This window comes from Candidatus Planktophila sp., from assembly GCF_040402315.1.
Classification (GTDB): Bacteria; Actinomycetota; Actinomycetes; order Nanopelagicales; family Nanopelagicaceae; genus Planktophila.
The window spans coordinates 108,132-133,566 of record NZ_JBBAMU010000001.1 but is presented as its reverse complement, the minus strand read 5'-3'; the positions used below and the strand labels follow the sequence as shown (position 1 = coordinate 133,566).

Below are 25,435 nucleotides of genomic sequence, written 5' to 3'. Positions count from 1 at the left end.
CACATACAGTTCGTTGCGTGAACGACAATTCCTGGCAATCAACGTTGCAAGATCTCGGTCGTCCCCTGCTGGAGACAACATTTGTCGTCCTTGATTTAGAGACCACCGGTGCCGGCCCGCATATCGGCGCTGCCATTACCGAAATTGGCGCGGTCAAAGTTAAGGCAGGAAAAACTCTTGGTGAATTTGAAACTTTTGTAAATCCTGGTCATCTCATTCCTGACTACATCCAGGAGCTCACCGGCATCAACGACTCCATGGTTTATGAGGCGCCTTCCATTTCAACTGTTCTTCCATCACTCTTTGAATTTCTTGGCTCACATCAAGAGACGGTACTCGTTGCGCAGAACGCACCTTTTGACCTCGCCTTTCTCAAGCACTACTCAAAAGTGCACGGATACCAGTGGCCGGCCTTCGCAGTCCTTGATACCGCGATCATCGCGCGCAAAGTGCTGACTCGCGATGAGGTTCCGAACTGCAAATTAGGAACTCTCGCTTCCTTCTTTGGAACTCAAACCACTCCCAACCATCGCGCTCTCGATGATGCCAGAGCAACAGTTGATGTTTTGCACGGATTAATTGAGCGCCTTGGCTCCTTCGACATCTACACCCTGGAAGAACTGCACAACTTTGGCAAGAAAGTTAAGAAGCCGAAATCTCGGCAGTAAGCGCCGCCCATTTCTTCAGTAACTCACTAGCTGCCCCAGAATCAACAGCCTTGGTAGCACGTGCGAGCCCGGCAGTTAGTCGCTGCTTAATCTCAGAATCAAGTTCACCTTCAAAGGCAGCAATTGCAGCAGCTGCGTTGAGTAGGACAGCATCTCGTGGTGCACCGCGCTCGCCAGCGAAAATCGCAAGGCTGATGCGCGCATTCTCTGCGGCATCTCCCCCAACAATTGCATCTAGTGGTGCGTTTGCAAGACCAAAATCTTTTGCATCAATTCGATTACTTGCAATCACATCTTTTCCAATTGATAAAATTGTGGTCGTTGTCGCTAGCGTGATTTCATCAAGACCATCATCGCCCCGGAAGATAAAACCATCGCAGCCCTTGGCAGCCAATACTTGCGCCATCACCAGATGCGTCCGCTCATTAGCAACTCCCACAGCAGCAGCTTTTGGCTTGGCCGGATTAGCTAGCGGGCCCAAAATATTAAAGACGGTCGGAACCCCAAGTTCTTTTCGCGCCGGGGCGGCAAAACGCATCGCTGGGTGAAAAATCGGCGCAAAGCAAAATCCGATACCTAGTTCGCGCACCGTGCGCTCTACGCCTTTGCCATCAAGGCCCGGAACTACTCCTAAGGCTTCCAGGAAATCAGATGCACCAGATTTAGAGGAGACAGCGCGATTGCCATGTTTTACCACTCGAGCACCAGCCGCGGCGGCGATGATTGCCGCGGTTGTTGAAATGTTGATGGTGTGCGCCCCATCTCCGCCGGTACCCACGGTGTCAACTGCGCGTTCTGCAATATTGATCGGTGCAGCGTGTGCATACATCTCAGCAACGAGCGCTCCGACTTCTGCGGCGGTTTCACCCTTGGCTTTAAGTGCCAATAGAAAGCTCTTGATTAATTCCACATCAGCGTTTCCACTCAGGATTTCCCGCATGACAAAGCTCATCTGTTCCGGCGCTAAATCAAGACCAGATGTGAGGGCTTCTATATTTGTCTTCCAACTCCCACCATCATCATTAACGGCCATGGCGAATTGGTTCTCCGTTAAATCTAGAGCGTAGAAAGTGCAGCTGTGCGGGTGCGAAGTAGATCTGCCACAGTATGCGAAAGTGTAAATGGATCAATCGGGTGAAGAACATTTGCCTCTGCCCGCGACCACGCCGCCAGCCAGGCATCAGCCTTGCGACCGGTGATTACCAATACTGGCGGGCAATTAAAAACCTCATCTTTAAGTTGGCGCGCTATTCCCAGGCCACCTTCTGGAACTGATTCACCGTCGAGAATGAACAGATCAATTGGCTTATCGGCTGCTCGCTTCTTCCCATCGACAAAGAGTCGAAGCGCTGCCCCGGTAGCAAATTCGTGAATCACATGCTCGGCCATATCTGGCGCAACCCGATTTCCCAGAGCGCCGATAATTGCCCGCCGAACGGAGGAATCATCAGAATACATAACGATGGAGTATTTTCGCTCTTTACTACCGCCGGATTCAGACATGAGCGAAGTCTATTCTGGATAATCCGGATGTTGACTCTCATTTTTTGGTGACCCTTTTCACCTATTCCCAAGGGCAAATCGGGGCTCCGGGCGGGCTCTTAACTAGGTGAGACGACACATTTTCGGGAATAATGGGAGCCATGAGCAGCACCAGCGTGAGTTCTCACCACAAGATCACCCGCCCGAACTTGGTGGCGGTTGGAACGATTGTCTGGCTATCAAGTGAACTCATGTTCTTCGCCGCACTCTTTGCCATGTATTTCACAACGCGTGCGGTGCAAGGCCCAACTATCTGGCTGGAATCTACTGAAGTCCTCAACATTCCCTTTGCTGCATTTAACACCACGGTATTGGTGCTCTCTTCTGTCACATGTCAGTTCGGTGTCTTTGCCGCCGAGCGCTTCCAAGCACGTCGTACCGGATCGCTTTTCAAATTTAATGAGTGGGGAATGCGCGAATGGTTCTCACTCACATTTCTTATGGGCGGCTTCTTCGTTGCCGGACAGATTTATGAATACGCACATCTTGTTCTAGAAGGGTTAACCCTTTCATCAAATGCGTATGGTTCAGTTTTTTATCTGGCAACCGGCTTCCACGGTCTGCACGTAACCGGCGGACTTATCGCATTCCTCATCGTCATGGTTCGCGTTGCTAAGGCGCGTCGTTTTACGCAAGGACAAGCAACTACTGCGATTGTAGTTTCCTACTACTGGCACTTCGTAGACGTTGTTTGGATCGCTCTCTTCTCTGCTATTTACCTCATCAAATGATTAAGAATGAATTGAAAGGAAAAATGTGAAGCGTCTTTCTCGGCTACGTAGACATCGTGCGACCGGACCCATGCTGCTGATCTTTGCTCTCCTGACCATCGGCACCACCTTCCAGGTTGCAAGCGCCGTCGATGCTGAACAAACGACAACAATCGCCGCCCGCTCTGCTGCCATCGATGAAGGTCGTGAAATATTTCTTAAAGGGTGCTCTTCTTGCCACGGACTCAATGCTGAAAGCGGCGGGATAGCACCATCTCTAATTGGGGTTGGCGCTGCCTCGGTAGATTTCCAAGTGGGTACTGGTCGCATGCCAATGGGCGATATGAGCGTCCAGGCGATGCGAAAAACCCCGCTCTATAACCCGGAAGAGGTCTATGCACTAGCTATGTATGTTGCATCTCTCGCCCCTGGACCAGAAATTCCTACGGAAGAGATGTTGAATTACGAACGCGATGGTTCCACTGCTGAAGGTGGCGAACTATTTAGAACTAACTGCGCCATGTGTCACAACTTCGCAGCCCAAGGTGGAGCGCTAACGCAAGGCAAATATGCGCCCACTCTGATGGGAGTAGAGCCTGTTCATATCTATGAAGCCTTAATCACGGGCCCACAATCAATGCCAGTATTTAGCGATAAGACAATTACACCCGAAGAGAAACTTTCCGTGATTAAGTGGATCAAGGCAGCTGAAGCTGAACCTCAGTTAGGTGGAGCATCACTCGGTCGTGTTGGTCCAGTTACTGAAGGACTACTTGTGTGGACACTAGGAATCGGATTGCTAATCGGTGTTGCAGTCTGGTTAGCAGCGAAGGCGAGATAGGTAGATGTCTAACGAGATAGAACTAATCAAAGATCCAGGTCTGCCAGCCCATGTTCACCGTCGCGCCGATACTGATCCTAAAGCTGCTGCTCGCGCAGAGCGTCAAGTAGCAACGCTATTTATTCTTTCCGCACTCGGTGCGGTTCTTCTTATTTACTCATACCTTTTCATTGATGAGGATATATTTTTCTTCATTCCTGTTCTAGGAAATACTAACGCGCACCAACTAGGTCTCGGTATGGGAATGGCGATTGCACTCTTCTGTATTGGTGCAGGCCTAATCCACTGGGCTAAGACACTGATGCCTGATGAAGAAGTAATTTCCCAACGCCATGAATTTAAGTCTGAAGAAGAAGATCGGGAAGACTTTGTAAAGACTGTTAAGGCTGGCGCCGCCGCTGCCGGTCTTGGTCGCAGACCTCTCATTAAGCGCACCCTCGGTGCAGCCCTTGGCTTATCAGCTATTACTCCTGTGCTACTTCTGGGTGACCTCGGTCCACTACCCGGAAACCAACTTAAAACAACGTCTTGGAAGAAGGGCACTCGCCTGGTTACTGATCCAGGAGATCGCCCGCTGCGTCCGCAAGATCTTGAGGTAGGAGCAGTAGCTCAGACACTCCCAGCGATAGCCCCTGGCGCGCACCGATCTTTAAATGACATTGGCAAAGATGCGGTACTACTTATTCGTCTTCGCCCGGAAGAGTTTAATCTCGATGCCGAACGACTTTCCTGGACCTATGAGGGCATCATCGCCTTCTCAAAAATCTGTTCTCATATGGGCTGCGCGGTAGCCCTCTATGAGCAGCAGACAAAGCATCTGCTCTGCCCATGTCATCAATCGACATTCGATGTCACCCGCGCGGCCAAGGTCATCTTCGGCCCTTCGGCTCGCCCACTTCCACAGTTGCCAATTACAATTGATGCTGAGGGTTACCTCGTGGCACAAGCACCATTTAATGAACCCGTAGGACCTAGTTTCTGGGAGCGCTCAACATGACAGCACGCGAAAGAATTGCCGGTAACGTCGCAGGATATGTCGATGATCGTACCGGTGCCGCAAAATGGATGAAGAAGAACCTCACCAAGGTCTTTCCCGACCACTGGTCATTCCTGCTCGGTGAAATCTGTCTCTACTCTTTCGTCATTCTTCTTCTCTCCGGAACATTTCTTACATTTTGGTTTGATCCATCAATGCGCGAAGTTGTCTATGAGGGTTCATACGCACCATTACAAGGCTTAGAGATGTCCGCCGCCTACGCATCTACTCTCGATATTTCATTTGAGGTTCGTGGTGGGCTACTGATGCGCCAGATTCACCACTGGGCTGCACTCATATTCATGGTGGGAATTGTCGTGCACTTAATGCGGGTCTACTTCACTGGTGCATTTCGCAAACCTCGGGAAACTAACTGGGTTATCGGTGTTGGACTTCTGACACTCGGCATCGTGGAAGGTTTCTTGGGTTACTCACTTCCTGATGATCTTCTCTCCGGTACTGGTATCCGAATTGCCGAAGCAATCATTCAAGCGCTACCGGTAGTTGGTTCATATCTTGCCTTCTTCGCCTTCGGCGGCGCATTTCCCGGAGAAGCATTTATTCCACGTATCTATACCGTGCACGTGCTCTTACTGCCTGGAATCTTCCTGGCACTCATCACTGTTCACTTAATGCTTGTTTGGTACCAGAAGCACACCCAATTCCCTGGTCCAGGTCGCACAGAGAAGAACGTTGTCGGCTATCCACTAATGCCGGTCTATATGGCTAAAGCTGGCGGATTCTTCTTCATCGTCTTTGGTGTTACCGCATTTCTTGGCGCCGTCGCATCCATTAACCCCATCTGGTTATACGGTCCGTACACGCCAGGACAAGTCTCTGCCGGTTCGCAACCCGATTGGTATATGGGTTGGCTAGATGGCCTTGTGCGCATGGCTCCCCCAATTGAAACAGTCACCTTCGGTTACACGATTTCGTGGAACATTTTGATCCCTGGACTTATCTTGCCGGGAATCATGTTCACCGCCCTTGCGCTCTATCCATTTATTGAGAGCTGGGCAACCGGAGATAAGCGCGAGCATCATCTACTTGATCGTCCGCGTAATGCACCTACTCGCACCGCAATCGGCGCGATGGCTCTTACCTTCACTCTTGTATGTCTCCTCAATGGTGGTAACGACATCATTGCCACAACCTTTGACCTCACCATTAACCAGATGATGTGGTTCTCACGCATTGGTGTCATTGTGTTACCACCTCTTGCATATGTGATTACCAAGCGCCTATGTCTTTCACTCCAGCGCGCTGACCGCGATCTCGTTCTTCATGGGCGCGAAACCGGACGCTTGGTGCGTATGCCAAGTGGTGAATTTGTGGAAATTCATGAACCAATCTCACCGGAAAAGGCTTGGCTTCTGACTTCACACGAACAACTAGCTCCGCTTGAACTCGCTGATCACGACGGCGGAGGAGTTCGCAGACCGGGGGCTATCAAGAATAAAATTCGTAATCGGATTTCGCGTTCGATGGCTACTGCAGTTCCTAAGGCAACCCAAACAGAGCGCAGAGAGCTGGAAGAACATCACTAATAGATAAAAAGCTAGTTCTGTAGCACTAACGCAACGCCCAGTGTGGTCATAGCAATACCTATGAACCCCTGGGCGTTGATCTTTTCCCCAAAGAGCACGTATGTCTCTAGCACCGCTATCGGTGGCACGAGATAGAACAAGGATGAGACCTTCGCCGCCGAACCATTATTTAGCAGCCAGAAGAGCAAGAGCACTGCCGCGATTGATGTAACAAGTACCGCCCAGAGCATCGCAAATAGACCGGTCTGCGTGAGGTGGAATTCAGTTGCACCCATCGCAACTGAGAGAACGAGAAGGACCACACCAGAGATTGCGAACTGATAAGTGGTGCCGATTAAAAGTGGAATTGAGTGACCTATTTTCTTCTGCATCAGGGTCGCAACCGTGCTTCCTAAGAGAGCTAGGACCAAGAGCCCGAGTGATGTTGTCGTGAAGTGCGATGTGCCTGAAAGCTTAGGTAAGACAACAAGAAAGACACCGATGAATCCCAGTACTAAACCGATTACCTGTTTTCGAGTTAAGGGCTCACTTAATAATCGAATCGCGATCAGGGATACCAGCACTGGCTGCATACTTGTAATCACCGAAGATAAGCCTGCTGGTGCCCCCAAACTGATGGCATACCAAACTCCCGCTAAATACATGCCGTGCAGGGTGATGCCAATCCCAAGTGAGGCGAAAAAATCACTTCGTGAGAGCTTTAAGGGGGCTCGAAAAATAAGTGCTAACACAAAGAGAATCAGTGCGGCCAAAAGTAATCTAATGGCCAGAAAATAGAGCGGGTCCCCTGATGAAAATGCATACTTTGAGACCGGAAAGCCTGAACTCCAGATTAGGACGAAGATCCAGGGTGCAAGTGCTACTAGCTTTCGCACTTTATCCTGAAAGCAGCTTCGCTAGTAATTCTTAGTGATTGCTACTGGTCAGTGGCTTTTCGTACTCAGTGACCATTCCAATAATGCTAATAATTAAGGCACCCAGAGCGATGAGCGTGAGCCACCATCCGATAATTAACCCTAGACCCATGGCTGTTGCACTTAAGGCGACCGGAAGTGGCCACCATGAGTGTGGGCTATAGAAACCAAGTTCACCTGCATCATCTGCAATCTCACCCTCGAGATTATCTGAAGGAATATCAAAACCGATTCGCTTCTGAGTGAACCAGATGTAAAAGCCAACCATGCCAGCTAAACATGCAGCCAAAATCATGCCAGTGATACCAACAGCCTCCCCACCGACGTAGTAATAAACAATTGACATGATCGCATAGAAAATCGCGAGTCCGGTAAAGAGTTGCCAGTTAGCCTTCATGCTTAGTGACCTTCTGTCTTTATGTGAGGGTGGTGCAAATCAAATGCTGGTCGCTCAGAGCGAATGCGTGGCATCGACGTGAAGTTATGGCGCGGTGGTGGACATGATGTTGCCCATTCAAGAGATGAGCCATATCCCCAAGGATCGTCGACTTCAACCTTCGGCGAATTACGTGTAATCCACACGTTGACGAAGAACGGAATCATGGAAAGCGCCAGCAGGAATGAACCGACCGTTGAAATCATATTCATCTGCGTAAATCCATCGGTCGCTAGGTAGTCGGCATAGCGACGAGGGAAGCCCTTAATACCTAACCAGTGCTGAATCAGGAAGGTTAGGTGGAAACCAAAGAAAAGAGTCCAGAAGTGAATCTTGCCTAGTCGTTCATTGAGCATGCGTCCGGTCATCTTTGGCCACCAGAAGTAGAAGCCAGCAAACATGGCAAAGACCACGGTTCCAAATAAGACGTAGTGGAAGTGCGCCACCACGAAGTAGGAAGCAGAGACTGCAAAATCAAGTGGAGGTGACGCCAGAATGATTCCAGTAATACCGCCGAAGAGGAATGTGACCAGGAATCCCATAACGAACAACATCGGTGTTTCAAAAGTGACATGGCCGCGCCACATGGTTCCGATCCAGTTAAAGAACTTCACGCCAGTGGGAACACCGATCAGGAATGTCATAAATGAAAAGAAGGGCAGGAGAACTTTTCCACTTGCAAACATGTGGTGTGCCCACACTGCAACCGAGAGCCCAGAAATAGCGATAGTTGCTGCAATCAAGCCTTTGTAACCAAAAATTGGTTTCCGACTAAAGACTGGCAAGATTTCAGTGGCGATTCCGAAGAACGGCAGCGCCAAGATATATACCTCAGGATGGCCAAAGAACCAGAACAAGTGCTGCCATAACATGGCTCCGCCATTTGCCGGGTCAAAGATATGTGTTCCAAAGAGTCGATCGGATTCAAGTCCAAAGAGCGCGGCAGCCAATGGTGGGAAGGCAAGAAGAACGAGAATTGAAGTTAAGAGAACGTTCCAGGAGAAGATAGACATACGGAACATGGTCATTCCAGGTGCGCGCATTGTAAAAATAGTTGTAATGAAGTTTACGCCGCCAAGGATTGTGCCGAGGCCCGAGATAGCTAGCCCCATTACCCAGAGGTCTCCGCCAATGCCCGGCGAATAAGTTGAGTTAGCAAGTGGGGCATAGGCAGTCCAGCCAAATGATGCCGCTCCGCCAGGAGTTAAGAAGCCGGCAACTGCTTGAATTGAACCGAAGAGAAATAGCCAATAAGAAAGCATATTAAGACGTGGAAAGGCAACGTCGGCAGCTCCAATTTGCAGGGGCATAAGCACGTTAGCGAAACCAACAAAGAGCGGAGTTGCAAACATCAGCAACATGATTGTTCCGTGCATGGTAAAGATCTGGTTGTACTGCTCAACGCTGATGAATTGCATGCCTGGGCGGGCAAGTTCGATCCGGATTAAGAGCGCTAGTACTCCGGCAAAGAGGAACCAGAAGAAGGAGGTTGCTAAGTAGAGATAGCCGATGCGCTTGTGATCTGTTGATGTGATTGTATTTACAAACTGAGATCCCAGCGAGGTCTTTTGCACTCCTTGGCGCGGAGCTGCAATCGTTGGACGTTCGGCATACGTGGTCATGCGGCGCTCTCCTTCAGTGAGTCAAGATATTTCTGATAATTCGCTGGTGTTACTACCTTTACCTTAAAGAGCATCTGTGAATGATTTCGGCCGCACAAGATGTTGCATCGACCAGGGAACTCACCAATCTTATTGGCGGTAAATTGCAATTGATTTGTCTCACCGGGCAGGTTCTGCATTTGAATCATGAATGCTGGAATCCAAAATCCATGGATGACATCGCTAGAGTTTAAGGTAAAGCGCACGCTCTCTCCTTGTGGAAGATAGAGAGTCGGTGGTTGTGCAGGAGAACCTGTGACAACTGCGTTCTCTCCCGCTTCTGGGTATGCAAACTGCCAAGACCATTGAAATCCATTGACCGAAATTTCATGCTTGACCGGTGTTGTCTTATCTACAATTTTATTTTCTTTAACGACAGTGAAGTAGAAAAGAACGGCCACGATAATGAACGGGATGACTGTGTAAAGAATCTCAACCGGTATGTTGTATTGAGTCTGCTTCGGAAATTCACCCTTACTTGCATGAGCTCTATGGAAAACCGCTGGCCAAAGAATCAAAATGAGAGTGAAGACTCCAACTACTCCGGCAGCTATCCATGAACCTTGCCAAAGCGAGAGTGAAATATCATTGACACTCGATACGTTCTTAGGAAATCCCATGCCAGATACATTTTTGAGATCAAAAGAGCAGCCGCTGAGTACGATTAGCGCTGGAAGTATCGCTGCGGCTACCTGAAATGGGCGCCAATTGCGTGGTGCGTTGGAAGACATAGGTTAAGGATAGTGGCGCGAAGTGCATGCGCCCATTCGAGGCAGTAGCGTTCATCCGGTGGTTCATGTCACAGGAAGTTTCACCGCCGAGTCACCTCTTGCCGAGGTGGTTCGTAGCGCCCTGCTGGCTGCCTTCGACCAAGGCTGGGCTGATCCGAAAAAACTTTCGCAGTCATCGGCTCGGGCAGCAATTCTGCATAATCAGGCCCTAGAAAATATCGCTGCACATTTGCAGCTACCGGCTGATTCCATAGAAGTACTTGGCGAACCCGCTCTGGGTCACTACTTGGCCATTGCGGGGCTGCTACGTGATGACCTCACCTTTGCGTATTCGGCTACCGACAAAGGAAAGATCAGGGCGTTAGCCAGATCTCATCGCGGGGCGATTGCAGAACTACAGGTCGATGAAGCGGGAGCAATCAATTCCGCGCAGATTCCACCGGGCTCCGTGCTCTCATTGCAACTAGCTAATGGTGAGACCGGAGTTGTGCAAGATTCACAGACACTTGCTGGCTTATCACAATTTGTTGCAATCGATGCCACCTCATCGGGTGCAAGAGTTCATCTGCCTGACCATTGGGATACCGCTCTCTTTGATGCCCGGTCCTGGCATGGCCCTGGGGGTTTAGCCATTCTTGCGATCAATAATCAAAGTCAATACGCATATCCGTTGCCACGCATTGCACCGATAAAATCTCCAGGAACTTATTCACTTCCCTTATTGATTGCCACTTCAGTTGCACTTGAGAACTTCACACCCGAAGACCCCGCCATACGCGAATTCGCACTCGCTGCTTTAGCTGCTATTCCTGGCGTGCGCGCGGTTGCCCCGGAAGCACCCTGTCTTCCCAACGTTTTCTCAATCGTCGTTGCTGGTATTAATGGCGAACATTTGGTTCGCGAATTATCTGCCCGCGCAATTGATGTGGATTCAGGTTCTGCCTGCTCCCCCGCAGATTTACAGCCCAGCCACGTACTAGCCGCAATGGGTTATCCAACTGAGGGACATCTGCTCATCACCCTGAAAACTGGAATGACTCACGCTGATATTCAGGCCTTAACGAAGGCACTTATCGAAATTACTTCTTAAGCAGAAAGGTGGCCGGCAATCTCACTCGCTGCTTGATCCCCGTAAGCATCTGTGAAGCGGGCAAGGAATTCAGCGCTAGTAAATCGATATTCCTGGGTTCCGGTAGTTTCAATAACGTAGGTAGCAATCATGGAACCAAGCTGAGCGCATCTTTCAAGTGAAAGCCCCCATGCAAGTCCAGCGACAAAGCCCGATCTAAAAGAATCACCAACACCTGTTGGATCAACTTTTGCCTTCTCTTTGGCGCATCCCACTTTAATGAAAGTGCCATCAACACTTTCCACCCGGGCACCTTCTGACCCTAGCGTGACAATCCGATATTTCACGCGCTGCAAAATTTCCTGATCACTCCAGCCAGTCTTTTGAATCGCAAGTGCCAACTCATATTCATTCATAAAGAGATAGGTAGCACCATCAATTAGTTTCTTGATCTCTTCCCCACTCATGCGCGCCATCTGCTGCGAAGGATCTGCCGCCACTGCGATTCCAAGCGAAAGTGCCACCTCGGTATGGCGCAGCATCGCCTCGGGATCATCCGGTGAAACAACCAGGATGTCGAGCTTTCCCACCTTGTCGATGATTGGCTTCAATTCAATATTTCGAGCCTCCGACATCGCACCGGGATAAAATGATGCAATCTGGTTTAACTCAGTATCAGTTGTGACCGTGAAGTGAGCGGTGTGTTGCTCGTTAGAGACAAGTGCGTGTGATGTGTCCACGCCGTGGCGTATAAGCCAGGCATCGTATTCCGCAAAATCTTTACCCACTGCGGCAATCAAGATTGGGTTAAGTCCTAAAACACCAAGTCCAAATGCAATATTGGCAGCGCATCCCCCACGCCGGACATCTAGTCCATCAACAAGGAATGAGAGCGAAACCTTTTCCAGAGAGCCGGCCACAAGTGAGTCTCTGAACTTTCCGGGAAAGGTCATGATGTGATCTAGCCCAACAGAACCTGCAACGCCGATCTTCATGGGCGCAATCTATCCAAAAGGAGAGAAGTAATCGAAGAGATTAGTTAAATGAATCGCCGCATGCGCATGAACCTTGCGCATTTGGATTATCAATCGTGAAACCCTGCTTTTCGATTGTGTCTACAAAATCAATTGAAGCGCCCATCAAATAGGGATCACTCATCTTGTCTACGACAACTTTAACGGCGCCGAATTCACGAGCGATATCGCCATCTTGGGCGCGATCATCGAAGTAGAGCTGGTACTTAAGACCAGAGCAGCCACCAGGTTGCACTGCCACACGAAGGTAGAGGTCATCGCGACCTTCTTGCGCCAACAGGGCTGAAACCTTTGCGGCAGCGACATCGGTAAGTTTGATGCCAGTTGTAATATCGACAGGAGTTGAAGTCATTTCAGTAGTCATGTGGCTAAGAATACTCGCGCCGGGTTGCCGTGGCGAACCGAAAGAGATGACAATGCTCCTGTGTCTATCTCACTCTCAGATCTGCTCGTCTTAGGCCAAGGTAAAGACCTAGCCTCAGAACGGGGTGTCTCCTGCTCGGGTGAGCTACCGGCAGCAAGTGACCCCACCTTAGTTGAGCGAGCGATAGCTGCCCGAGCTACGTTAGGTGATCGCACCCTCATTCTTGGCCATCATTACCAACGCGATGAAGTGATTCGATTTGCTGATATCACCGGTGATTCATTTAAGCTCGCGCAAGCCGCGGCCGATCAAAGTTCGGCAGAGTTCATATTCTTTTGTGGTGTGCATTTCATGGCAGAAAGCGCCGACATTCTGACTAGTTCGAAGCAAAGAGTCATACTTCCGGACTTAGCTGCTGGTTGCTCTATGGCAGATATGGCCACCGCAAATCAAGTTAATGAGTGTTGGAAAGACCTGGAGAAGTTAGGTGTTGCCTCGCGCACCACGCCGGTCACCTATATGAATTCATCGGCTGCAATCAAAAGTTTCACGGGCGAACATGGTGGAACCATTTGCACTTCATCAAATGCGCAGAAATCACTTGAGTGGGCTTTTGCTAAATCTGAAAAAGTCTTGTTTATGCCTGATCAGCATCTAGGGCGCAACACTGCGGTGTTATCACTTGGCTTGTCACTGGAAGATTGCGTGCTGTGGAATCCATGGAAACCCATGGGTGGGCTCACCGAAGATGAAATCCGTGGGGCAAAGATGATTCTCTGGCGCGGACATTGCTCAGTTCACGGTCGCTTTTCACTCGAATCAATTCATGAGGTGCGTGCGCGGATACCTGATGTGCAAGTCATTGTTCATCCAGAGTGTCAGTATGAGGTTGTATCGGCCGCGGATGTTGTGGGAAGTACTGAAAAAATTATTCAGATTGTTTCGCAATCAGCTCCTGGCAGTAAATGGGCAGTCGGTACCGAGTTGAACTTGGTCTCTAGGCTGGCTGCCAATAATCCAGATAAGGAAGTTGTCTTTCTGGATAAGACGGTCTGCTACTGCTCAACGATGAATCGAATCGACCTGCCGCACCTGGTCTGGTCGATGGAGTCCATCATTGCCGGCCACATTGTTAATGAGATTAAGGTCGATCCACGCGTAGCAAAGTATGCAAAGTTGGCTCTAGAACAGATGCTCGCTCTATAATCGCGCCCATGCCTGATTCAACTGACGATAAAAAAGGTCGCCCTACTCCTAAGCGCAAAGAGGCCGAAGCTGCACGCAAGGTTTCTTCCCTTGCCCCCGCATCTACTAAGGCAGAGAAAGCTCGCGCTAAAGAAGCATCACGCGCTGCACGTGTAGCACAACGAGCTGCCTACCTTCGCGGAGATGAAAGTGCACTCCCAGCTCGCGATAAGGGACCAGTTAAGAAATTTGTTCGTAACTATGTTGATGCCCGCCGCTCAGTGGGCGAATATTTCTTGCCGATTATCTTCGTTGTTTTAGTTCTGACTTTAATTCCTTCTAAAGTCTTCCAGCTCGGAAGTATCTTCATTATGTATGCCGTACTTTTGACCTCAGTCATTGATGGATTCTTCCTCGGCCGCACCTTAAAGAAGGTAGTAACCGAGAAGTTCCCTGGCGCAGAACTTAAAGGCATTGGCATGTATGGCTGGCTTCGTTCAACTCAGATGCGCAGAATGCGCACGCCAAAGCCAGCAATCAAACGCGGAGATTCTTTCTAAACTTCTTTACTTAAGCGCGTGGTCTAGGAGTTTTATCTTGATCGGCTCTGCGTTCGGGTAAATCCCCCAGGATTTTATCGATAGTTGCCATGACATCGAGTGAGAGTTTGACTCCAGCTGCTTTGACATTCTCTTTCACCTGAGCTGGTTTTGTAGCACCCATGATTGCGGAAGAGACATTCTCGTTCTGCAATACCCAGGCCAGCGCAAGCTGAGAAGTAGTTAAATCATGATCCGCCGCTATCGGTTTCAGATTTTGCACAGCAACCAGAATTTCATCTTTCATAAAGGCTGAGATAAAACCTGCTCCGCTCTTCTTATCCGTTGCCCTTGAGCCAGCCGGAGGTTTCACACCCGGCAGATACTTGCCAGTGAGAACACCTTGGGCCATCGGTGACCAAACAATCTGACCGATTCCCTCTTTCTTTGAAAGCGGAACAACCTCGGCTTCAATCACCCGCCAGAGCGCAGAATATTGCGGCTGGCTGGAGACAAATCGGTTGTATCCACGTGCATCTTGAATTGCAAGTGCCTGGGCTATCTGTGGGGCGGTCCATTCTGAGAAGCCGATGTAGTGAACTTTCCCCTGGCGGATCAGATCATCAAAGGCGCTTAAGGTTTCTTCTAGCGGTGTTTCCACATCAAATCGATGTGCCTGATAAAGATCGATGTAATCAGTTTTTAGACGTTTGAGTGAAGCGTTGCAAGATTCAGTAATGTGTTTACGAGACAGTCCACGATCATTTTTTCCAGGCCCAGTTGGCCAGTAAACCTTGGTAAGTAATTCATATGATTCACGGCGCACGCCCTTGAGCGCTCTACCTAGAATAACTTCTGCCTTTGTTCCAGCGTAGACATCAGCTGTATCAAATGTTGTGATGCCACAATCCAGGGCTGCCTTCACGCATTTTGCAGCTGCCTCAGATTCAACTTGGGATCCATGGGTAACCCAGTTTCCATATGAAATCTCTGAGACATACATTCCTGAACTTCCAAGGCGTCTATATTCCATGCGCCTTACCTTAAGTCCTTGCGTGGCTTGTTGCCAAGAGTGGCTGGGTTTAGCCAGAAAAAAAGCGCGAAGCAGAGTTCAGCGCACATGCGATGGGGAAAATGGCAACGAAGATATAGTTGCCGAAGATGTGCGACCTCGCACATTTACCACTACTTCATCACCTTCGCTAAAACCTGGATCAATCAGTGCCAGTGCAATTCCAGCTTTTAGTGATGGGGAGAAGGTTCCACTTGTGACGACTCCTACCTCCGCACCTTGCATATCCTTCACAACCATTCCCGCGCGCGGAATACCACGATCATTTGATTTCAGGGCGCGCAGTGTGCGAACAGTGCCTTCTTCGCGTTGAGCACGCAACGTGCCTGCGCCACGAAAATCTGCTTTCTTCCATCCGATTGCCCATCCCGCACTGGCCTGAACTGGTGTGATCTCTAGCGTGAGTTCATGGCCGTGTAATGGATAACCCATCTCAGTGCGCAAGGTATCTCGGGCTCCTAGTCCGCATACCTCGCCATCGAATGCTTGCATCGCTTGCACCAGGACATCCCAAACATCTTCCGCATCATCCCAACGTGGAACGATTTCATATCCATGTTCACCGGTGTATCCAGTTCGGCAGAGAATCACGTCGCAACCACCAATCATCACGTGAGCAAAAGCCATGTAATCCATCGTCGGATTAACTCCCAAGCTTTGAATCACTGCCTGTGCATCTGGACCTTGCAGCGCTAGCACCCCAAACTTTTCATGAAGATTGGTTACCGATATTTTCTGGGGAGCGCGCGATTGCAGAACTCGAACCACATCGGCCGTGTTCGAAGCATTGGGGATTAAGAAGAAATCCTCATCGCTATTCCTATATGCAATCAGGTCATCAACGACTCCGCCATCATCGTTGCAGAGCAGGGTGTATTGGGCCTTGCCATCAGTGATTCTGGTGAGATCGTTGGTGAACATCGAATTAAGAAATTCCAGAGACCCGACTCCAGTCACACTGGCCTTACCAAGATGAGAAACGTCAAATAGCCCAACCCGCTCGCGCACCGCCTTATGCTCTGCAAGAACACCTGCTCCTGAGTATTCAATAGGCATGAGCCATCCACCAAAGTCGGCCATCTTGGCTTGCAGCTCGACATGTTTCTGATGCAAAGGTGAGTTTTTCACGATGACAACTTACACTTACCCGACATCTGAACTCTGTATCGCCATCGCGAAAAATGGCCGATAAAATCGAAGGAGCATTAATGACAACCATCCGCCTCACCGACGGAATCGTGAAAGACGATGTTCTGGTTGTTGGTCTCGCCACAAAAACAGGCAAGAGTGCAAAAGCCTCATTTCAGATTGAATCCGGTGACTTGCCATTTGATCCGAAACCTCTTCTTCAAGCCCTGAGTGATTTGGGTGCAACAGGTAAGGCCGATGAAGTTATCAAGGTAGCCGGCATATCAACGCGCTTGATTGTCTTTACCGGACTTGGCAAAGTTTCGACATCTTACGATTCAGAAGTATTGCGTCGCGCAGCCGGTGCCGCTGCTCGTTCGCTATCGGGACATGCCAGCGCCACCTTCGCACTTCCTGCCAAGGACCTTCGCAGCCTGACTGCCATTGCCGAAGGAGCTGGACTTGGAAGCTACCTCTTCGATTCATTTCGAGGAACAACGAAAGATGCACAAAAGAGTCCTCTGAAAAACATCACGCTCTTCTCACTTCTAGCTTCAACGCCTGCGGCAAAAGATGCTGCGAAATCGGCGCAAGTGATTGCAACTTATACGAACCTGGTGCGCGATTTAATCAATACTCCCCCAAGCCACCTCACACCCGAAAGTTTCTGCGCCGCAATCAATGATGCTGTCAAAGTTGCTGGTGGATCATCTGTGGGGCTAAAAGTTTCGGTGATGAACGAATCGCAATTGAAATCTAAAGGTTTTGGCGGCATCACAGCAGTCGGCCAGGGATCGATTAATCCACCAAGACTTCTGAATATCTCCTACACCCCAAAGGGTGCTGCCTCGCAGAAAAAGTATTCCTTTGTCGGAAAAGGAATTACCTTCGACACTGGTGGACTTGCTCTTAAACCTGCCCTCGGCATGGAGGCGATGAAGTCTGATATGAGTGGGGCTGCGGCGGTATGTGCGGCAACAATTGCCATCGCGCTTCTTAAGTTACCCGTTACCATCGACACTTGGGCGCCACTTGCGGAAAACATGGTGAGTGAGAATGCGACTAGACCAAGCGATGTCATCACCATCTATGGCGGTAAAACCGTGGAAGTTCTCAACCCTGATGCCGAGGGTCGCTTGGTATTAGCAGATGCGCTTGTGAAGGCGCAGGAAAGTAAGAACCTCGATGGAATTATCGATGTTGCAACCCTAACTGGTGCACAAGTCGTCGCACTTGGTACTCGCACCAGTGCGGTCATGACTAACAATGAAGAATTCTCAGCTACTTTTTTGAGAGCGACAGAGATTGCCGGCGAATCTTTCTGGCCGATGCCACTTCCGGTTGAGTTGCGTGGATCACTTGACTCCCCCGTTGCCGATATGGCCAATATCGGAGATCGGATGGGCGGCATGCTGGTCGCAGGATTATTTCTTAAGGAGTTTGTCAGCGAAGATCTTCCCTGGCTACATCTAGATATTGCAGGCCCGGCATTTAATGAAGGCCAGGCACATGGCTACACCCCCGTGGGAGGCACAGGTATCGCCCTACGGTCATTGGTCGAATTAGCGCGAGGCCAATAACCCATTTCTTACGATTTAGCCTTAGGCGACTAAGGCTGGCAAGATAACCCCCGTTGCAAGCTAGAGTTGAGCAGGCCTAAAGGAGTCATTCTGTGTCGGATTTTGATCTTGTAGTTCTTGGTGGAGGAAGCGGCGGTTACGCAGCAGCCCTTCGAGGTGCACAACTCGGTTTATCCGTAGCGCTGATCGAAAAGGACAAGGTTGGCGGTACTTGTTTACACCGTGGATGTATTCCAACCAAGGCGCTGCTTCACGCAGGTGAAGTTGCAGATAGCGCTCGCGAGTCTTCCCAATTTGGAGTCAATGCAACATTTAACTCCATCGATATGGGCGGAGTAAACTCTTATAAGGATGGCGTCATTGCCGGACTCTATAAAGGACTACAAGGTCTCGTGAAATCTCGCGGAATCACATACGTTGAAGGAACCGGTCGCCTCCTTTCAAATAACACAGTTGATGTAAATGGAACTCAATACGTCGGAAAAAATATTGTTCTTGCTACTGGGTCCTATGCGCGCACCCTGCCCGGATTAGATATCGATGGCAAGCAGGTCATTACATCCGATCATGGCACCGCAATGGATTATGTCCCGAAGAGCGTCATCGTTCTTGGTGGTGGCGTTATCGGGTGCGAGTTTGCATCGGTCTGGAAATCATTTGGTTCTGAGGTCACAATTATTGAAGGTCTACCGCATTTAGTTGCGCTAGAAGATGAGTCCTCTAGCAAGTTACTTGAACGAGCATTTCGCAAACGCGGAATCAACCTTGAACTTGGGACGCGATTCAAATCCCATCGCGTTGATTCCAAGGGAGTTACCGTCACTTTAGAAGATGGTCGTGAATTCACTGCTGATGTTCTTCTCGTCTCAGTTGGCCGTGGGCCTGTCACCGATGGGATTGGTTACCAAGAAGTCGGTATCGCAATGGATCGCGGATATATCACTGTCGATGACCACTGCCGCACAAATATTCCTGGCATCTTCGCAGTAGGCGACATCATCCCTACTTTGCAGTTAGCACATGTTGGATTCCAAGAGGGAATTCTTGTGGCCGAAACAATTGCTGGTCTGAATCCTCGACCAATTAATTACGATGGTGTTCCACGCGTTACCTATTCCGAGCCTGAGGTTGCCTCCGTTGGTCTCTCAACAAAGGTTGCCAAGGAGCGCGGACACGATGTGGTTGAGCTCGACTACAACCTAGCCGGTAATGGCAAGGCGCAGATTCTTAAGACCGCCGGATCCATCAAACTTGTGGCGCAAAAGAATGGGCCAATTTTAGGAATTCACATGGTGGGAGCTCGCGTCGGTGAACTTCTTGCAGAAGCACAATTGATCTTTAACTGGGAAGCAACTGCAGATGATGTTGCTCCTCTTCTACATGCACATCCAACAATGTCAGAGGCGATGGGCGAAGCTCATATGGCTCTGGCAGGCAAACCACTTCACTCGCACGGTTAAGTAAGAGGAGAAAATAACTATGTCATTCTCAGTCACAATGCCAGCTCTCGGAGAGAGCGTCACTGAAGGCACCGTCACTCGTTGGCTTAAGAATGAAGGCGACGTCGTTGCAGTTGATGAGCCACTCCTTGAAGTTTCGACAGATAAAGTTGATACTGAGATTCCATCACCTGCTGCAGGCGTTCTATCAAAGATTGTTGTCGGCGTAGATCAGACCGTTGCAGTTGGAGCAGAGTTAGCTGTCATTGCACAAGCTGGTGCAAGCACACCGGCACCCGTTGCAGCAGCACCTGTCGCCGCACCAACTCCTCCTGTTGCAGCACCAGTTGCCGCACCAACTCCACCACCTGTTGCAGCGCCTGCTGCTGCCAGTGGAAGTGGAATTGTGATTTCCATGCCGGCACTCGGTGAATCGGTGAGTGAAGGAACTGTTACGCGTTGGCTTAAGAACATTGGTGATGCGGTTGCAGTTGATGAAGCACTTCTTGAAGTTTCTACAGATAAAGTCGATACCGAGATTCCATCTCCTGTCGCAGGAGTCTTGTTAGCAATCGATGTAGCGGTAGATACAACTGTTGCAGTCGGTGCGCGTCTAGGACTTATTGGAGTTCAAGGTGGCGCACCTGCGCCAGTTGCAACCCCAGCGCCAGCTCCAGTAGTTGCAGCTCCAGTATTTGCAGCCCCAGCACCTGTTGCGACTCCCGTTGAGCCAACACCTGTTGCACCTGCCCCTGTCTCACAGCCAACAGATGCCTATGTCACTCCTATTGTTCGAAAACTCGCTAACGATCTCGGGGTAAACCTGGCATCAGTTAAGGGAACCGGTATCGGTGGAAGAATTCGTAAGGAAGATATTGAAGCCCTTGCTCCGAAGAACGCACCTGCTGTGCCAGCTTCAGTAGCACCTGCTGCTTCGGCGCCAGTGAAAGCAGCAGCGCCAGTTGCCGCATCGCCTCTTCGCGGCACAACCGTGACTATGTCTCGCCTGCGTAAAGTTATTGCATCCCGCATGGTTGAATCACTACAAGTATCAGCACAATTGACCACTGTGGTTGAAGTAGACGTCACCAAGATTGCACGCTTGCGTGATAAATCAAAGGCAACATTTGAAGCTCGTGAAGGCGTCAAGCTCTCATTCCTTCCGTTCTTTGCGGTGGCAGTATGTGAAGCCCTGAAGCAACATCCGGTATTGAACTCATCTGTCGAAGGTGACCAGATTACTTACCACGGCGCAGAGCACCTAGCTATTGCCGTTGATACCGATCGCGGTCTTTTGGTTCCAGTTATCCATAATTCGGGTGATCTGAACATGGGGGGCGTTGCCCGAAAGATTGCAGATCTTGCTGCGCGTACTCGCGATAACAAGGTGACTCCAGATGAACTCGGTGGCGGAACATTTACAATCACTAACACCGGTTCACGTGGCGCGCTCTTTGATACTCCAATCATTAACCAACCACAGGTTGCAATCCTTGGACTAGGCGCAGTTGTGAAACGTCCGATGGTCGTCAGAGGTGAAGATGGTGGAGAAACTATTGCGATTCGCTCCATGGTCTACCTTGGACTTTCCTATGATCACCGAGTTGTTGACGGCGCAGATGCAGCTCGCTTCTTGGTAACACTCAAAGAGCGGCTAGAAGGTGGTTCCTTCGAAGCAGACCTAGGTCTCTAATAGATGTCAGTTCCGCAACGTATTGCAATCACTGGTGCTTCCGGTCTTATCGGAACCGCACTGGTTGGTCATCTTAAAAGTGAAGGCCACACTGTGCAGCGCCTTGTCCGCCGCGCCGTTGTTGCACCTGATGAAATTCAGTGGGACCCAAAGACTGGGTATGTAGATATCGAAGCCCTACGTGGCGTCGATGCGGTGATTCATTTGGCCGGAGTTGGCGTTGGCGATAAGCGTTGGAGCAAAAAATATAAGTCGGAAATCCTTAACTCACGTCTGCTTGGAACGACTGCGATTGCAAATGCCGTGACAGAAGTGAAACCACAAGTCTTCATATCAGCCAGTGCTATTGGTTGGTATGGCGAATCAGGAAACCGCGCGGTTGTTGAAAGTGATCGCGTGGGCGATGATTTCCTAGCTGCTGTCTGCCGCGAGTGGGAAGGTGCTGCAGATCTTGCAATGGGTGTGCGCACCGTAAAGATTCGCACCGGTCTGGTTCTCGATCCAACTGGCGGCGCACTAGGAAAGATGTTGCCACTGTTTCGTTTAGGTCTTGGTGGAAAACTTGGTTCAGGTAAACAATGGTGGTCTTGGATCACCTTGCACGATCTCATCAACGCAATCACTTTTATTCTAGAAAAACCAATATCTGGTCCGGTTAACCTCACCTCACCGAATCCTGTGACCAACCAAGAATTCACATCAGCTCTTGCTCGTGCAATGCACCGCCCAGCTCTTTTCCCAGCACCAGCCTTTGCGCTAAAGATCGCACTCGGTGGTTTCTCAAGTGAAGTCCTCGGAAATAAGAAGGTAACTCCGCAGGCTCTTACCGAAGCTGGCTTTACCTGGGATTACCCACACATCACAACTGCGCTAACGGCCCTGATCGAGGAGTAACTCCTGCGCGGCAAGGCGACCTGACAAAAGCGCTCCATTTTGCGAGGGTGCCGTTCTGTAATCCCCCGCCACATAGATGTCTCTAGAAAATTGTGATGATGCTGCACTTTGATTACCAATTGCAAAGATTGGCAGCGACTTTGGAATGTCATATTTAGCAATTAGGGACCATCCACCTGTGTGGGCTCCCCACATGAGCGCTAGATGTCTGCGCACCTCTGACTCTGATGCAAAATCTAGCGTGGTACTAGCCAAGAGTGAATGCCCGGCAGGTGAATAGGACGAGGCAAAATTGGAAATCACTATCGAATTAATTACTGGGCCCCGGTGCTCACCATCAATAAGCAAGCGCGCAGATCCGGTGAGTTCCTGGGGTACTTCGTAGTACCAGGTCGTACTACCGGCCAACTTTGGAACATTTGCAATATCAAGTAATTGCGCAGCCGTCGTGAGATCTGTGGCAACGATTACTTCTTGATTCTCAAACTGCGATAACGAGTCGATTCGGTGGTTCAGCTCAATCTTCTGAATCCGAGCAGCAAGTGCAGCTGGGAGTGCTCCCACCCCCTTACGCGGTAGCCCAGGCTTTCCGGAAATGAACGATGTAATCAATCCTTTTCCTATTACTGCATTGACCGATGCTGGTGATGTTAAGAAGACTCCGGAGAGAAATGGTTTGAGTACTCGTGAATAAAGATTTCCTAGATGGCTTAGTTCTTCTTCGACAGATTTCTCAGCATCAGCCGTGCGCAAGAGATAGGCAATCAGCCCGAGCTTCTGAAGCAAGCTTCCAGTTGCCGGATTCAAACTAGCGAACGGATTACTGCGCGGGTCTCCTAGCGCGATTGTCTTCTCTCCTACGCAAACATCAATAGTGCGAGGAGCAAAAATGAATTCCAATTCATCAACTAATCCGAGTCGAATGAGCTCCGGGTATTTCGCATTGATCAGCTGAAAGCCGCGATCGAGTGTGAATCCATCGATGTAATCCGTGGCTACCCGTCCACCCACTCGATCGCTGCCTTCATAGATAACGACTTCGCGTCCTGCCTCTTGCAAGGTAAGTGCGGCGCTGATCCCGGCAAGGCCAGCCCCGATTACTGCTACAGGTTTATCAGACACGAAGTGATTATGGCTTACTTATTTTGAAGTTTTGAAGGCCACCAGATTTTTGGTCCAATTTCGTGAACCAGTGCCGGCACCAAAATTGATCTAACGATAATGGTGTCAAGCAGTACTCCGAATGCGACGGCAAAGCCGAGTTGCGCAAGTGGAACCAGCGGCAGCAAGCCAAGGACGGCAAAGGTAGCAGCGAGCACAATTCCAGCAGATGTAATCACGGCACCTGTGACGGTCACGCCCTTAATAACTCCAGCACGTGTTCCAATCTTGGTCGACTCTTCCCGCACACGCGTCATAAGGAAGATGTTGTAGTCAATTCCAAGAGCTACCAGGAAGATGAAGGCGAAGAGTGGGAATGAATTATCTCCGCCGGCGAAACCAAATACATGGTTAAAGACAAGTGCGCATACCCCCAAGGTTGCAAAGTATGAGAGAACTACAGTTCCAAGCAGAACTATTGCACTAAGAATACTTCGCAAGAGAAGTCCCAAGATGATGGTGATAACAATCAAGATGATTGGAATAATTGTCTTGTTATCACGATCATTTGCCTGACGTACGTCGTAGTACACCGCACTTGTTCCACCCACTAAAGCGGTGGGATCTGCCGCCTTAGCAAGTCGGCGAATCTCAGGAACATCATTACCCGCTTCAACGCTATCTGGTGCCTTATTCAGGGTCAGATTCAACATCGCCCTATTGTTCACAATCTTTACCGCCGGCAGTGGTTGACCCGGAACCGGGAAGCCATCTAATTGTGGAGAGACATCTGTTACTCCAGGGGCGTTCCTGACCGCATCCGTTACCGCTTGAATTTTATCGGCACTGACGACAACCTGTGTGGGGTCACCTTGACCGCCCGGAAAGTGCTTTTCAAGTAGTTTCTGGCCAACAACTGATTCTGGATTTCCGGTAAATGTATCTACCGTTCCTAATCCATCGGTTTTCAAAGTAGTTGATGCAAATGCAAAGAGTAAAAGAATGGCTCCAGTTACTATCCAAGACTTACGTGGATTGCGACCAATAGAATTTCCTACCTTTGACCACATGCCTTCCAGCACATGATCATCGCCATCATTATGTGGCACACGCGGCCAGAACAACCAGCGACCGAAAATCAACATCAGAGCTGGCAGTAAAGTCAGAATGGTGATCATTGAGACAACAATTCCGATAGCTCCGATAGGACCCAAGCTTGCTGTGTTGGTTAATTGGCTAAAGAGAAGAACCATAAGCGAGATTGCAACGGTGGAACCAGAAGCCAAGATTGGCTCCCACACACCTTTATAGGCAGCGCGCATGGCATCGAATCTATTTTCATGATGGTGCAACTCTTCTCGATAGCGAGCAATCAAAAGCAGTGCATAATCGGTGGCCGCACCAATGACTAGAACTGAAAGAATTCCCTGCGACTGTCCATCCACATCAAGAATGTCATTTTTTGCCAAGAGATAGATAATTCCACCGGCAGTTGCCAGAGCAAATAGCGATGAAAGTAAGGGAATAATCCAAAGAATCGGAGAACGATAAACAAAGATCAGGATCACTGCCACCACGCCGAGTGTTGCCAAGAGTAAAACCGAATCTATTGCACCAAATGCTTTAAAGAGATCACCGAGTAATCCAGCAGGTCCTGTCACATATTGAGTGACGCCAGCACCTTGGGCAAATTCCTTGACATCTTCGCGTAGAGCTTCAACCACTGCTGGTAGAACTGGCTCGTCATTAGGCAATAGCTCGCCTATAGCGCTTCCATCAAGTGGAACATTTGCCAAAATGGCTTCACCATCTGCCGCTGGGAAAACAGTAATCACCTGATCTGGAGCTAGGTAATCAGAGATCTTCTTCTCAGTTCCGCCTAAAGTCAGTCCACCAACACCAAGCATGTGATCATTAATCTGTGCGATAGTTTCGGGAGTTGTCTTACCCTCAAAGAGAACCAGCGCTGGCAAGTTAAATGAGTCCTTGCCTGAGAATGTTTGAATAACTTCAGATGCCTGTGTGGCTTCAGCACCCTTTGGCAGGAATGAAGAGTTGTTATTCTCTTGAACCGAGGTGAGCTTGCCGAAGAGCGGTCCGAAGATGCCCACAATCAGGAACCAGATGATGACCACCAGCATTGCAAGGGCAAAAGGCTTACGAGATTTTTGGGCAGTGTTGATAGACATGGAGATGGCCAGACCTTTCGGGCTTGCGCGGATGTGAGATTCGCTAGAGCCCTAGCCTACCT

Annotated in this window: 24 protein-coding genes; 12 read left to right on the top strand and 12 right to left on the bottom strand. The window is 49.7% G+C overall.

The features are described 5' to 3' along the window. The first annotated feature begins 17 nt into the window (after positions 1-17). Positions 18-668 (top strand): exonuclease domain-containing protein, encoded by a 651-nt coding sequence (locus tag AC9UEP_RS00695; protein ID WP_509543081.1) that lies wholly within the window; start codon positions 18-20, stop codon positions 666-668. Here the strand turns inward: AC9UEP_RS00695 and trpD are convergent. Together trpD and AC9UEP_RS00685 are read right to left on the bottom strand one after the other, a co-directional pair. Continuing rightward, positions 643-1,701 (bottom strand): anthranilate phosphoribosyltransferase, encoded by a 1,059-nt coding sequence (gene trpD, locus AC9UEP_RS00690; protein WP_509543073.1) that lies wholly within the window; start codon positions 1,699-1,701, stop codon positions 643-645. The two genes, AC9UEP_RS00695 and trpD, sit on opposite strands and share 26 nt — an antisense overlap. A 23-nt stretch (positions 1,702-1,724) precedes the next feature. Further along, the gene (locus AC9UEP_RS00685) at positions 1,725-2,171 is read right to left on the bottom strand and encodes a hypothetical protein (protein ID WP_509543071.1); all 447 of its coding nucleotides are present in this window, start codon (positions 2,169-2,171) and stop codon (positions 1,725-1,727) included. A gap of 140 nt (positions 2,172-2,311) precedes the next feature. Here AC9UEP_RS00685 and ctaE point away from each other — a divergent pair, with 140 nt between their 5' ends. Genes ctaE through qcrB form a run of 4 tightly spaced genes read left to right on the top strand, consistent with a single transcriptional unit; the run spans position 2,312 to position 6,344 of the window. Then, on the top strand, positions 2,312-2,941 hold the full coding sequence (gene ctaE / locus AC9UEP_RS00680; RefSeq protein WP_509543070.1) for an aa3-type cytochrome oxidase subunit III: 630 nt from the start codon (positions 2,312-2,314) through the stop codon (positions 2,939-2,941). 25 nt (positions 2,942-2,966) lie between these two features. Next, positions 2,967-3,761: a cytochrome bc1 complex diheme cytochrome c subunit gene (qcrC, locus tag AC9UEP_RS00675; protein ID WP_509543068.1), complete on the top strand. Its 795-nt coding sequence runs from the start codon at positions 2,967-2,969 to the stop codon at positions 3,759-3,761. Positions 3,762-3,765: 4 nt separating this feature from the next. After that, entirely contained in the window at positions 3,766-4,758 is a 993-nt protein-coding gene (gene qcrA, locus AC9UEP_RS00670; RefSeq protein WP_509543066.1) for a cytochrome bc1 complex Rieske iron-sulfur subunit, read from the top strand. Further along, positions 4,755-6,344: a cytochrome bc1 complex cytochrome b subunit gene (gene qcrB / locus AC9UEP_RS00665; protein ID WP_509543065.1), complete on the top strand. Its 1,590-nt coding sequence runs from the start codon at positions 4,755-4,757 to the stop codon at positions 6,342-6,344. Before qcrA ends, qcrB begins: the two co-directional genes overlap by 4 nt. Positions 6,345-6,355: 11 nt before the next feature. Here the strand turns inward: qcrB and AC9UEP_RS00660 are convergent, their stop codons facing one another. Genes AC9UEP_RS00660 through ctaC form a run of 4 tightly spaced genes read right to left on the bottom strand, consistent with a single transcriptional unit; the run spans position 6,356 to position 10,086 of the window. Then, positions 6,356-7,219 (bottom strand): DMT family transporter, encoded by an 864-nt coding sequence (locus AC9UEP_RS00660; protein ID WP_509543064.1) that lies wholly within the window; start codon positions 7,217-7,219, stop codon positions 6,356-6,358. Positions 7,220-7,250: 31 nt separating this feature from the next. Continuing rightward, positions 7,251-7,655 carry a cytochrome c oxidase subunit 4 gene (locus AC9UEP_RS00655; RefSeq protein ID WP_509543062.1) on the bottom strand — a complete coding sequence of 135 codons (405 nt, stop codon included), beginning with the start codon at positions 7,653-7,655 and terminating at the stop codon, positions 7,251-7,253. Between the two features lie 2 nt (positions 7,656-7,657). Beyond that, positions 7,658-9,316, bottom strand: coding sequence for an aa3-type cytochrome oxidase subunit I (ctaD, locus tag AC9UEP_RS00650; protein WP_509543061.1), 1,659 nt, complete (start codon positions 9,314-9,316; stop codon positions 7,658-7,660). After that, positions 9,313-10,086: an aa3-type cytochrome oxidase subunit II gene (ctaC, locus tag AC9UEP_RS00645; RefSeq protein WP_509543059.1), complete on the bottom strand. Its 774-nt coding sequence runs from the start codon at positions 10,084-10,086 to the stop codon at positions 9,313-9,315. Before ctaC ends, ctaD begins: the two co-directional genes overlap by 4 nt. A 22-nt stretch (positions 10,087-10,108) precedes the next feature. Here ctaC and AC9UEP_RS00640 point away from each other — a divergent pair, with 22 nt between their 5' ends. Continuing rightward, positions 10,109-11,176, top strand: coding sequence for an aminotransferase class V-fold PLP-dependent enzyme (locus AC9UEP_RS00640; protein WP_509543057.1), 1,068 nt, complete (start codon positions 10,109-10,111; stop codon positions 11,174-11,176). Here the strand turns inward: AC9UEP_RS00640 and AC9UEP_RS00635 are convergent. Then, complete coding sequence (locus AC9UEP_RS00635) at positions 11,173-12,150, bottom strand: carbohydrate kinase family protein (protein WP_509543055.1); 978 nt, start codon at positions 12,148-12,150, stop codon at positions 11,173-11,175. The two genes, AC9UEP_RS00640 and AC9UEP_RS00635, sit on opposite strands and share 4 nt — an antisense overlap. Before the next feature lie 40 nt (positions 12,151-12,190). Continuing rightward, positions 12,191-12,553, bottom strand: coding sequence for an iron-sulfur cluster insertion protein ErpA (erpA, locus tag AC9UEP_RS00630; protein ID WP_509543053.1), 363 nt, complete (start codon positions 12,551-12,553; stop codon positions 12,191-12,193). A 66-nt stretch (positions 12,554-12,619) separates the two neighbouring features. On the opposite strand from erpA, the gene nadA reads away from it, so the two are divergent. Together nadA and AC9UEP_RS00620 are read left to right on the top strand one after the other, a co-directional pair. Then, positions 12,620-13,759 (top strand): quinolinate synthase NadA, encoded by a 1,140-nt coding sequence (gene nadA / locus AC9UEP_RS00625; RefSeq protein WP_509543080.1) that lies wholly within the window; start codon positions 12,620-12,622, stop codon positions 13,757-13,759. A gap of 8 nt (positions 13,760-13,767) precedes the next feature. Beyond that, positions 13,768-14,298 (top strand): DUF3043 domain-containing protein, encoded by a 531-nt coding sequence (locus AC9UEP_RS00620; protein WP_509543051.1) that lies wholly within the window; start codon positions 13,768-13,770, stop codon positions 14,296-14,298. Between the two features lie 10 nt (positions 14,299-14,308). On the opposite strand, the gene AC9UEP_RS00615 is transcribed toward AC9UEP_RS00620, so the two are convergent. Beyond that, on the bottom strand, positions 14,309-15,310 hold the full coding sequence (locus AC9UEP_RS00615) for an aldo/keto reductase family protein (RefSeq protein ID WP_509543049.1): 1,002 nt from the start codon (positions 15,308-15,310) through the stop codon (positions 14,309-14,311). 78 nt (positions 15,311-15,388) lie between these two features. After that, positions 15,389-16,477: a glycine cleavage system aminomethyltransferase GcvT gene (gene gcvT / locus AC9UEP_RS00610; protein ID WP_509543047.1), complete on the bottom strand. Its 1,089-nt coding sequence runs from the start codon at positions 16,475-16,477 to the stop codon at positions 15,389-15,391. Between the two features lie 80 nt (positions 16,478-16,557). On the opposite strand from gcvT, the gene AC9UEP_RS00605 reads away from it, so the two are divergent. The 4 genes from AC9UEP_RS00605 to AC9UEP_RS00590 all read left to right on the top strand — a co-directional run bounded on the left by AC9UEP_RS00605 (position 16,558) and on the right by AC9UEP_RS00590 (position 22,083). Further along, positions 16,558-18,057, top strand: a complete 1,500-nt coding sequence (locus AC9UEP_RS00605; protein WP_509543046.1) for a leucyl aminopeptidase — start codon at positions 16,558-16,560, stop codon at positions 18,055-18,057. A 92-nt stretch (positions 18,058-18,149) separates the two neighbouring features. Next, positions 18,150-19,517 (top strand): dihydrolipoyl dehydrogenase, encoded by a 1,368-nt coding sequence (gene lpdA / locus AC9UEP_RS00600; RefSeq protein ID WP_509543044.1) that lies wholly within the window; start codon positions 18,150-18,152, stop codon positions 19,515-19,517. Between the two features lie 19 nt (positions 19,518-19,536). Beyond that, a complete protein-coding gene (gene sucB / locus AC9UEP_RS00595) occupies positions 19,537-21,189 on the top strand; it encodes a 2-oxoglutarate dehydrogenase, E2 component, dihydrolipoamide succinyltransferase (protein ID WP_509543043.1) in 1,653 nt (550 codons plus the stop codon). 3 nt (positions 21,190-21,192) lie between these two features. Beyond that, positions 21,193-22,083: a TIGR01777 family oxidoreductase gene (locus tag AC9UEP_RS00590; protein ID WP_509543041.1), complete on the top strand. Its 891-nt coding sequence runs from the start codon at positions 21,193-21,195 to the stop codon at positions 22,081-22,083. On the opposite strand, the gene AC9UEP_RS00585 is transcribed toward AC9UEP_RS00590, so the two are convergent. After that, positions 22,060-23,205 carry an NAD(P)/FAD-dependent oxidoreductase gene (locus AC9UEP_RS00585; protein ID WP_509543039.1) on the bottom strand — a complete coding sequence of 382 codons (1,146 nt, stop codon included), beginning with the start codon at positions 23,203-23,205 and terminating at the stop codon, positions 22,060-22,062. The two genes, AC9UEP_RS00590 and AC9UEP_RS00585, sit on opposite strands and share 24 nt — an antisense overlap. A 14-nt stretch (positions 23,206-23,219) precedes the next feature. Further along, on the bottom strand, positions 23,220-25,373 hold the full coding sequence (locus AC9UEP_RS00580) for an MMPL family transporter (protein WP_509543038.1): 2,154 nt from the start codon (positions 25,371-25,373) through the stop codon (positions 23,220-23,222). Between the last annotated feature and the right edge of the window lie 62 nt (positions 25,374-25,435).

Coding starts and splice junctions, on each gene's coding strand:
- trpD (WP_509543073.1), bottom strand. CDS start 1,701: ATGGCCGTTAATGATGATGGTGGGAGTTGGAAGACAAATATAGAAGCC.
- AC9UEP_RS00685 (WP_509543071.1), bottom strand. CDS start 2,171: ATGTCTGAATCCGGCGGTAGTAAAGAGCGAAAATACTCCATCGTTATG.
- ctaE (WP_509543070.1), top strand. CDS start 2,312: ATGAGCAGCACCAGCGTGAGTTCTCACCACAAGATCACCCGCCCGAAC.
- qcrA (WP_509543066.1), top strand. CDS start 3,766: ATGTCTAACGAGATAGAACTAATCAAAGATCCAGGTCTGCCAGCCCAT.
- qcrB (WP_509543065.1), top strand. CDS start 4,755: ATGACAGCACGCGAAAGAATTGCCGGTAACGTCGCAGGATATGTCGAT.
- AC9UEP_RS00655 (WP_509543062.1), bottom strand. CDS start 7,655: ATGAAGGCTAACTGGCAACTCTTTACCGGACTCGCGATTTTCTATGCG.
- ctaD (WP_509543061.1), bottom strand. CDS start 9,316: ATGACCACGTATGCCGAACGTCCAACGATTGCAGCTCCGCGCCAAGGA.
- ctaC (WP_509543059.1), bottom strand. CDS start 10,086: ATGTCTTCCAACGCACCACGCAATTGGCGCCCATTTCAGGTAGCCGCA.
- AC9UEP_RS00635 (WP_509543055.1), bottom strand. CDS start 12,150: ATGAAGATCGGCGTTGCAGGTTCTGTTGGGCTAGATCACATCATGACC.
- erpA (WP_509543053.1), bottom strand. CDS start 12,553: ATGACTACTGAAATGACTTCAACTCCTGTCGATATTACAACTGGCATC.
- AC9UEP_RS00620 (WP_509543051.1), top strand. CDS start 13,768: ATGCCTGATTCAACTGACGATAAAAAAGGTCGCCCTACTCCTAAGCGC.
- AC9UEP_RS00615 (WP_509543049.1), bottom strand. CDS start 15,310: ATGGAATATAGACGCCTTGGAAGTTCAGGAATGTATGTCTCAGAGATT.
- AC9UEP_RS00605 (WP_509543046.1), top strand. CDS start 16,558: ATGACAACCATCCGCCTCACCGACGGAATCGTGAAAGACGATGTTCTG.
- sucB (WP_509543043.1), top strand. CDS start 19,537: ATGTCATTCTCAGTCACAATGCCAGCTCTCGGAGAGAGCGTCACTGAA.
- AC9UEP_RS00590 (WP_509543041.1), top strand. CDS start 21,193: ATGTCAGTTCCGCAACGTATTGCAATCACTGGTGCTTCCGGTCTTATC.
- AC9UEP_RS00580 (WP_509543038.1), bottom strand. CDS start 25,373: ATGTCTATCAACACTGCCCAAAAATCTCGTAAGCCTTTTGCCCTTGCA.